This is a genomic window from Pedobacter sp. UBA5917, assembly GCF_002432345.1.
Lineage (GTDB): Bacteria > Bacteroidota > Bacteroidia > Sphingobacteriales > Sphingobacteriaceae > Pedobacter.
The window spans coordinates 1-7,199 of the sequence record NZ_DJDT01000145.1 but is presented as its reverse complement, the minus strand read 5'-3'; the positions used below and the strand labels follow the sequence as shown (position 1 = coordinate 7,199).

The following is a 7,199-nucleotide window of genomic DNA, read 5'->3' as shown; positions in this document are numbered from 1 at the left end:
CAGACACTGTCTGGCGAATTCTCAAAAAGCCAAACACCGTCTGGCATTTTACTAAGTTGGAGTCATTATGCAGAACTTTTAACCATTTCTGATGAGCTTGCAAGGAGTTTTTACGAAGCCCAGGCCGTAAAAGAGAATTGGAGCTTTAGGGAAATGAAGCGTCAAATCGATTCTGCCTTATTTCAGAGACTTGCACTTAGTAAGGATAAAAATGGAGTACTCGCTTTGGCAGAAAAAGGTCAGGTGGTTAAGAATTCTGAAGATTTAATTCGCGATCCCTATGTTTTTGAGTTTCTAAATATTCCAACAGGAAGCATTATTAAAGAATCAGGACTAGAGAAAAAACTTATTGACAATCTCCAGAAATTTTTACTGGAGCTTGGTAAAGGCTTCTCATTTGTTACCAGGCAGTTTAAAATAACGGTAGATAATGAACATATGTTTGTTGATATCGTATTTTACCACCGTATATTAAGGTGTTTTGTGCTGATTGATCTGAAAACCAAAAAAGTAAAACACCAAGATATCGGACAAATGAATTTTTACCTTAATTATTTTAAGGAAGAAGAAAATGTTGAGGGTGATAATGATCCCATTGGGATTATCATTGCAGCAGATAAAAACGAATTTTTAGTTAAGTATGCCACAGGCGGACTCTCCAATAAAATTTTCGTATCTAAATACCAACTTTATTTACCTGATCAAAAACTCCTTGAAGAGAAGGTAAAACAAATTATAAATGAATAGAATTCCCCAAATGTCAAAAAAGATAGAAGTTTGTTTAACACCTGCACTGATTGATTTATACGATATCGAGCAGAGCATTGTGGTAGTTATCGATATTTTAAGGGCTACATCATCTATTACCTATGGGATAGATAATGGCGCCGAAGCAATTATTCCGGTTGCCAATGTAGAAGATTGTTTAAGCTACCGCGATAGTGGATTTTTATTGGCAGCAGAGCGCAACGGTGAAGTGGTTACAGGATATGATTTCGGTAATTCGCCTTTTTCGTATACTAAAGAAAAAGTAGGGGGGAAGACGGTTGTACTTACCACCACCAATGGAACCAAAGCCCTCCATTTGGCACAAAAAAGAGCCTACCAGGTAGTAATAGGTTCGTTTCTTAACTTAGATTCACTGTGTACTTATCTCCAAAGTCAGGATAAAAATGTACTTCTATTATGTGCGGGCTGGAAAGATCAGTTCAATTTGGAAGATACCTTATTTGCAGGAGCTGTAGTGAACAAACTCCGTCAAAATTTCGAACACTTTGATGATTCGAGTGTAGCAGCAGAGGATCTATACCTCTTAGCTAAGGATGATTTAAGAAAATATCTCCATAAATCGTCGCATAGCCACCGTTTGGCCCAATTGAATATTGAAGAAGATGTGGTTTTCTGTTTGCAGTTAAATGTTTGCGAAGCTATTCCGGTTTTAGAAGGAGAACGTTTGGTAGCGTTAAAAAGTTAAAAACTAAACTTTAAACCCACAAACACCGCATTTTTCCTGAAACTTGCACCGTTAAACTGGGTTTCTTCAGTATTTCGGTTATTAAAATATGCTTTGTCTACGCCTGAATAGGTATTGATATTGTTGATTTTATAATCGGCTTCTATACTTAAACCCTTATTCAAAGGCACTGAAAGATTGATATCGCCACTTAATGCAAAGGAGTTGGCTTTGTGGGTAAAACTTACCGGTTTTTCGAAATCTGGGATCAAATTCCAGTTGGCTTTGGCCGAATAGGTGTAAAATCCGCCTAAAACTGTGGCTCCGATGCTGAATGCATCCATTTTCAGAACAAATTCTCCACCAAAATCAAAACCTTTGTACCTGGCTTCATAAGTAGAATTTAAACCATTACTTGCTGGGTTGCTGGCACTTTCTAACAGGTAGAATTTCTGCTGGTTGTAAGAAAACCCCGCGATAGGGTTGATCCTAAATTTTCCTATTTTTAGCAGTTTATAGTTCAGTTGAAGATCAATATTATACAAATAGCCTTTATTGGCGTTAAGCAGATCGTAATAAAATGCTCCCTGGCGATTATCGTCAGCATAATCGGTATCCGTGGCCTCACCTTTGCTAATGCTGCTATATTGATTCGCAACTTTTAGGGTTAGTTTTTCTATAATATTATAGCTAACATCCAGACCATAACTCGGACCTTTTAATTTCTCCCATATCAGTTCCGACAGGACATTCGGATTGGTTCCTTTTGAATTGCCTGCTATAGACCAATCGAACCGTGATTGCTGAAAACCAACATAAGGTTTTATACTCCATTTAGGTGGTTTTTCTTGCGCTGATGCATTGCAAAACAGAAGAAAGGCTAAGCTAACTAAGATGTATTTTAAAAGAGAAGTTTGCAAGTGATTTGTATTTTTAAGTTTTATACAAACAAAATACACATAGTGGCCGGTTAAAACCACTATGTGTAATATTTATTTTTTAAAATGGATATACTGAAGCAATAAACGATTTATCGGTTGGAGATAAAACGGTGTTCCATCCCACTTCGAAATCGCCTATGGTTAATTCATTTGGAACCGCGTAGTGCATAATAGATGCTTTATCGTAAGCACTAAAATTTGTTTGTGTAGTACTGTATTTTGCGAATAAATTATTATCTACATCGGCTTGGCTCCAATTATTTGGTGGGGCAGCATAATAAGCATAAACAGCTGGTTTATCCCAAGGAATGCTTACCAAAGGGTGCTGATGTTCGTGGATCATACCTAAAGCATGGCCAAATTCGTGTATTACCACACGGCTATATTCAGAATCCGGTGTTGAAGAATCAAACCAGCCATAATTCATCGTTGCACCGCTGCTTGGTGTCGATTTTCCAATGTAAGACCAAGAACCGCCACTGTTAAAGGTTACCCTAATTTTAGCGGTATTATCGTTGGTTACGAAATTGAATTTGATGTTGGCATAAGTTTCCCAGGTTTTGGCAAATTGGATTACTTTGGCTCTTATGGCAGCAGTACCTCCATTTAAACTAACCTTAATGGTAGATCCATTAGGCCATTTTGTTGATGTGATTACAGCACCTCTTGGGGTAGTGCCGTCTTCTAAAGATCTTTCTGTACAGATTTTGATGCCGCTAATCTGACTGGCAGACATTGCTTCCGGTTTTTGCAGATCTGCTGTTTCGGTAGGCTTTTCTTTTTTACAAGAGTACAATACGGTTGCTAGTGCGAATGTCGCAATCAGGGTTTTATTTAATTTTAAGAATTTCATGTTTTAGGTTTTTTAGGTAAAAATTAATGATCTGTTATTTGATGCAAAAATCAAGTTAGAAGATCGTAAAAACCGGAATTCTTCTGTGCTGAAAAAGAATAATCAGACTAAAAAACATAGATAGACGTTTAGGTTAATATACTCCGCATCTGCAAAGTATAATCCTAAAGTAAAATAATATTACATAACCACCAAGAGAAATGTAATATTTTTATTGCAATAGTGTATGTTAAACAATATTTATTAAATTAGTTTTTTAAATATTTGTAGTAGAATTAATACTACTTATGTTTAAGTATATAAATTGCTGATTTTTTATGGTTTAGTGATCAGTTCTGAAATTGTTGGACTATTTTTGATGGTAACCAATGCTTCTTCGTGGGCCAGCCAGTAAATATCCTCAGCACGTTTCATGTCAAAAGTGCTAATGGCACCCAAACCTTTTGGTTCGATTAATACATTGCAGAATTTTGCTTTTCTTTCCATGTCGTGATTGATAGACATAATGCCTGCACGTCCCATTAAATTGGTAATTCCGGTTATTTTATCAACAGGTTTAAGGTGGTTGCATGATGAGCCAATGATGAAATCGCAATCTTCCATTAAGGGTTCTACAGGGAAATTGTTTAAAATCCCGCCATCTACATACATCTGTCCATCGATCATAATGGGTTTAAAAATACCGGGGATACAACTCGAGGCATGAACAGCTCTGATTAAAGGGCCTTTGGTAAAATAAACCAATCTGCCTTCGCTAAAATTTACAGCTGCGATGGTTAATGGGATTTTTAATTTCTCAATGGTATCATCAGGGAAATATTCTTTTAAAATCAACGCTGTATTTTCAATATTGATCAGCCCCAATGAGCCTACTGCCGGACGCACAAAACGCCAGAGCTTGGTTTTAAGGAAAATGTTAAGTCCTTCTTCCGGATCTATACCTGCGGCAAAAAAAGCACCTGCTATGGCGCCGGCACTGGTTCCACTGATGTGGCTAAAGGTAATGCCCAGATTGCTAAAGGCTTTTAAAACACCTAAATGGGCTATTCCCCTAATGCCTCCGCCTGATAATACAATGCCAACTCTCATCTTTTTTGGGTTAATCGTTTAAATTGGTTAATCGGTTAACTGTAAACTGATAACTGAAAAATACCAACTATTTCTGTTGTTTCGGTTTATATTTTGATTGGTTTAAAATTTTCTGTGTATCGTTATCGGCCATCAATTGTTGCAGGGTAACATCAGGATGTTCTTTCATGTATTTCCGCACAATCTGCCAACCCATCCATACACCCAGCTTCGGTGCCGAATCGCGGTTCTCGCCTAAACCCGGCGTAAATGGACCTTCGGATAAAAACACCTGTATTTTTTGGTAATCGGTTTCATACAGGAAGTTGTTCTCCAAAAAATATGCCCAAATATCACCTTCAAAATTTTGCGCCCAATCCAGTTGTTGCTGCGTGTAACCGATTTTTGTTGAATCGCCGATATTTTCGGGCAGAATCTGATCAAGAAAATATAAAATTTTACCCTGGAAGATCATTTTGGATAAAAGTGTTCTATCTTCATCGGGTTCGGCAAAAAGTTCTTCATGTGCATAGGTTTCGGCCACGCGAGGTACAATATATTCGGGTGCAAACCTGCGCGAAAGGTACATGGGAACACTCTGTACAATGGCTTTGTAAAATTTACTATCCTTACCCAAAAACATATCCAGGCCTATGCCCAGGTAATTGTCGCCAACTGGCATCTGGTAAGCAAAACCCGATGCAAAAGAAATGAATTTCGGAATTTTTGCTTTTGGGTAATAATATTTAATGTATTTAAAGGTTTCGTTTAGGCCATCTTCCTGGGTTTTCAGGTTTGGAAAAACACTGTCAACCTCTTTGGTTAGGTCTGTATAGGCCTGATCGCGGTATAAATTGCTCAGCGATTCGGTATTGGAATATTTGCTGTCCAATATCCGGTGGATAAAATCATCATAAAATACACCATATTTTGAGCTAAGCTGTTGATTAACTGCATCTATATTTCTATTTTTCCCGGCAAAGAGTTCGTTATCAAATCTTTCAATCCTGATATTTACCTGTATATTACTTACATCGGGCCTATTGTTATGTGTGCAGGAAATAAATGTGATGGCAAACAGAAAAATTAGATAAATTTGCCAGTGTTTTACGTTATAAGTCATGTAGAACAAATATATATAAACAGCTATAGCATGAAAAGAATATCGACCATTTTAATTTTGTCTCTTTTAAGTTTCGGCGCCTGGGCGCAAAATTCTCCTTTAACCAGTTATGGTTTCAGATTGGGTTTAACCGCTACACCTACTTTTGGCTGGATCAAGCCCGACCAGGGTAAAACGAATGGTGTTGCTTTAGGTTTTTCTTACGGACTGATTGGCGATTTTAATTTTGCCCCGAACTATAGTTTTTCTACTGCTTTAACCATTACAACCATTAATGGTAAAAGTACTGAGGTGGATCCTTCTAATATCAACCGGCCAACTCCCAATGTTGTTGGGGCGGCGGTACCTGTAGCTTACGATCTGAAATATAAGCTCCAATATTTAGACCTGCCTTTAACTGTAAAACTGAAAACAATAAAAGAAGATGGAATGCGCTGGTATGGCCAGTTTGGCTTATCCAATTCGTTCCTTTTGGGTGCGAAACAGGATGCTGTTGGCGGTGGTACAACAATAAGCAATGCGAAGATAAACGATTATACCAAATTTTATCGTGCCGGATTGATTATCGGTGGCGGTGGTGAGTTTGATGTTTCGGGTAACACCAGCATCGTAGCAGGCCTAACTTTTAATAACGGTTTTACCAATATTGTAACCGATAAAAACAGGACTGTTAAAAATCATTACCTGGCACTTAACTTCGGCGTATTCTTTTGATCTTGATACTTGTCTCTCCATATTTGATACTGATTTCTTATAACTTGATACCAACAGCATGAAAATAGCGCTAGCACAACTCAATTACCACATCGGAAATTTTGAGGCCAATACCAAAAAAATAACAGAACATATCCAACTGGCGAAAGCTAAAGGGGCCGATCTGGTTGTTTTTGCAGAGCTGGCCATTTGCGGCTATCCACCCAGGGATTTTCTTGAGTTTGATGAGTTTATTGTGCTTTGCGAAAACGCGGTTCAGGAAATAGCCAGGCATTGTACCGATATTGCCTGTATTGTTGGTTTGCCAATTAAAAACGAGGTGCTGCAAGGAAAAGATCTGTTTAATGCCGCTTATTTCATCGAAGCAGGAGAAGTGAAGGCTGTGGTAAAAAAAGCACTGTTACCAACTTACGATGTATTTGATGAGTACCGATACTTTGAGCCTGCCACACAGTTTAGCTGTATCGATTTTAAAGGGAAAAAGATTGCCTTAACCATTTGCGAAGACCTTTGGAATATCAACGATAATCCTTTGTATGTATCGAACCCGATGGATGAGCTGATTAAGGAAGAGCCTGATGTAATGATCAATATTGCGGCATCACCTTTCTCTTACACCCACGATGATGAGCGCATTAAAGTATTGGCCGATAATGCAAAAAAATACCATTTACCCGTATTTTATGTAAACCAGGTTGGTGCACAAACCGAAATCATTTTCGACGGGGGCTCGTTGGTTTTTGATGCTGATGGGGCCATCAAAGCCGAAATGAAATACTTTGAAGAAGATCTTCAGGTTTTTGATCTCGAAGAAGTTGAAAATGTACGCAATAAATATCCCCAATCAGAAAGACTTACAGATATTGAGCAGATACTTGATGCATTGGTTTTGGGAATAAAGGATTATTTCAGAAAATCGGGTTTCAGTAAAGCGGTTTTAGGCCTGTCGGGTGGTATTGATTCGGCTGTTGTCTGTGCTTTGGCCTGCAGGGCTTTGGGGCCTGAAAATGTAATGGCGGTTTTAATGCCTTCTAAATTCTCTTCCGA

General features: G+C 38.1%; 8 protein-coding genes. 4 read left to right on the top strand and 4 right to left on the bottom strand.

The window, feature by feature from the left end; genetic code table 11:
- Together B2V92_RS08700 and B2V92_RS08695 are read left to right on the top strand one after the other, a co-directional pair.
- Positions 1–747, top strand: a 747-nt coding sequence (locus tag B2V92_RS08700; protein ID WP_293306925.1) for a PDDEXK nuclease domain-containing protein, incomplete at its 5' end; no start/stop codon positions are given.
- A 10-nt stretch (positions 748–757) separates the two neighbouring features.
- Positions 758–1,474, top strand: a complete 717-nt coding sequence (locus tag B2V92_RS08695) for a 2-phosphosulfolactate phosphatase (protein ID WP_293306923.1) — start codon at positions 758–760, stop codon at positions 1,472–1,474.
- Here the strand turns inward: B2V92_RS08695 and B2V92_RS08690 are convergent.
- From B2V92_RS08690 to gldB, 4 genes are all read right to left on the bottom strand, one after another.
- Complete coding sequence (locus tag B2V92_RS08690; protein ID WP_293306921.1) at positions 1,471–2,373, bottom strand: omptin family outer membrane protease; 903 nt, start codon at positions 2,371–2,373, stop codon at positions 1,471–1,473. The genes B2V92_RS08695 and B2V92_RS08690 overlap by 4 nt on opposite strands.
- Positions 2,374–2,452: 79 nt before the next feature.
- A complete protein-coding gene (locus tag B2V92_RS08685) occupies positions 2,453–3,247 on the bottom strand; it encodes a M12 family metallopeptidase (protein WP_293306919.1) in 795 nt (264 codons plus the stop codon).
- 315 nt (positions 3,248–3,562) lie between these two features.
- On the bottom strand, positions 3,563–4,336 hold the full coding sequence (locus B2V92_RS08680) for a patatin-like phospholipase family protein (RefSeq protein WP_293306917.1): 774 nt from the start codon (positions 4,334–4,336) through the stop codon (positions 3,563–3,565).
- 67 nt (positions 4,337–4,403) lie between these two features.
- Positions 4,404–5,438: a gliding motility lipoprotein GldB gene (gldB, locus tag B2V92_RS08675; protein WP_293306915.1), complete on the bottom strand. Its 1,035-nt coding sequence runs from the start codon at positions 5,436–5,438 to the stop codon at positions 4,404–4,406.
- Positions 5,439–5,468: 30 nt separating this feature from the next.
- Between gldB and B2V92_RS08670 the strand changes: the two genes are divergently transcribed.
- Positions 5,469–6,152, top strand: coding sequence for a porin family protein (locus B2V92_RS08670; protein WP_293306913.1), 684 nt, complete (start codon positions 5,469–5,471; stop codon positions 6,150–6,152).
- Positions 6,153–6,210: 58 nt separating this feature from the next.
- On the top strand, positions 6,211–7,199 hold a 989-nt coding region (locus B2V92_RS08665), incomplete at its 3' end, for a nitrilase-related carbon-nitrogen hydrolase (RefSeq protein ID WP_293306911.1).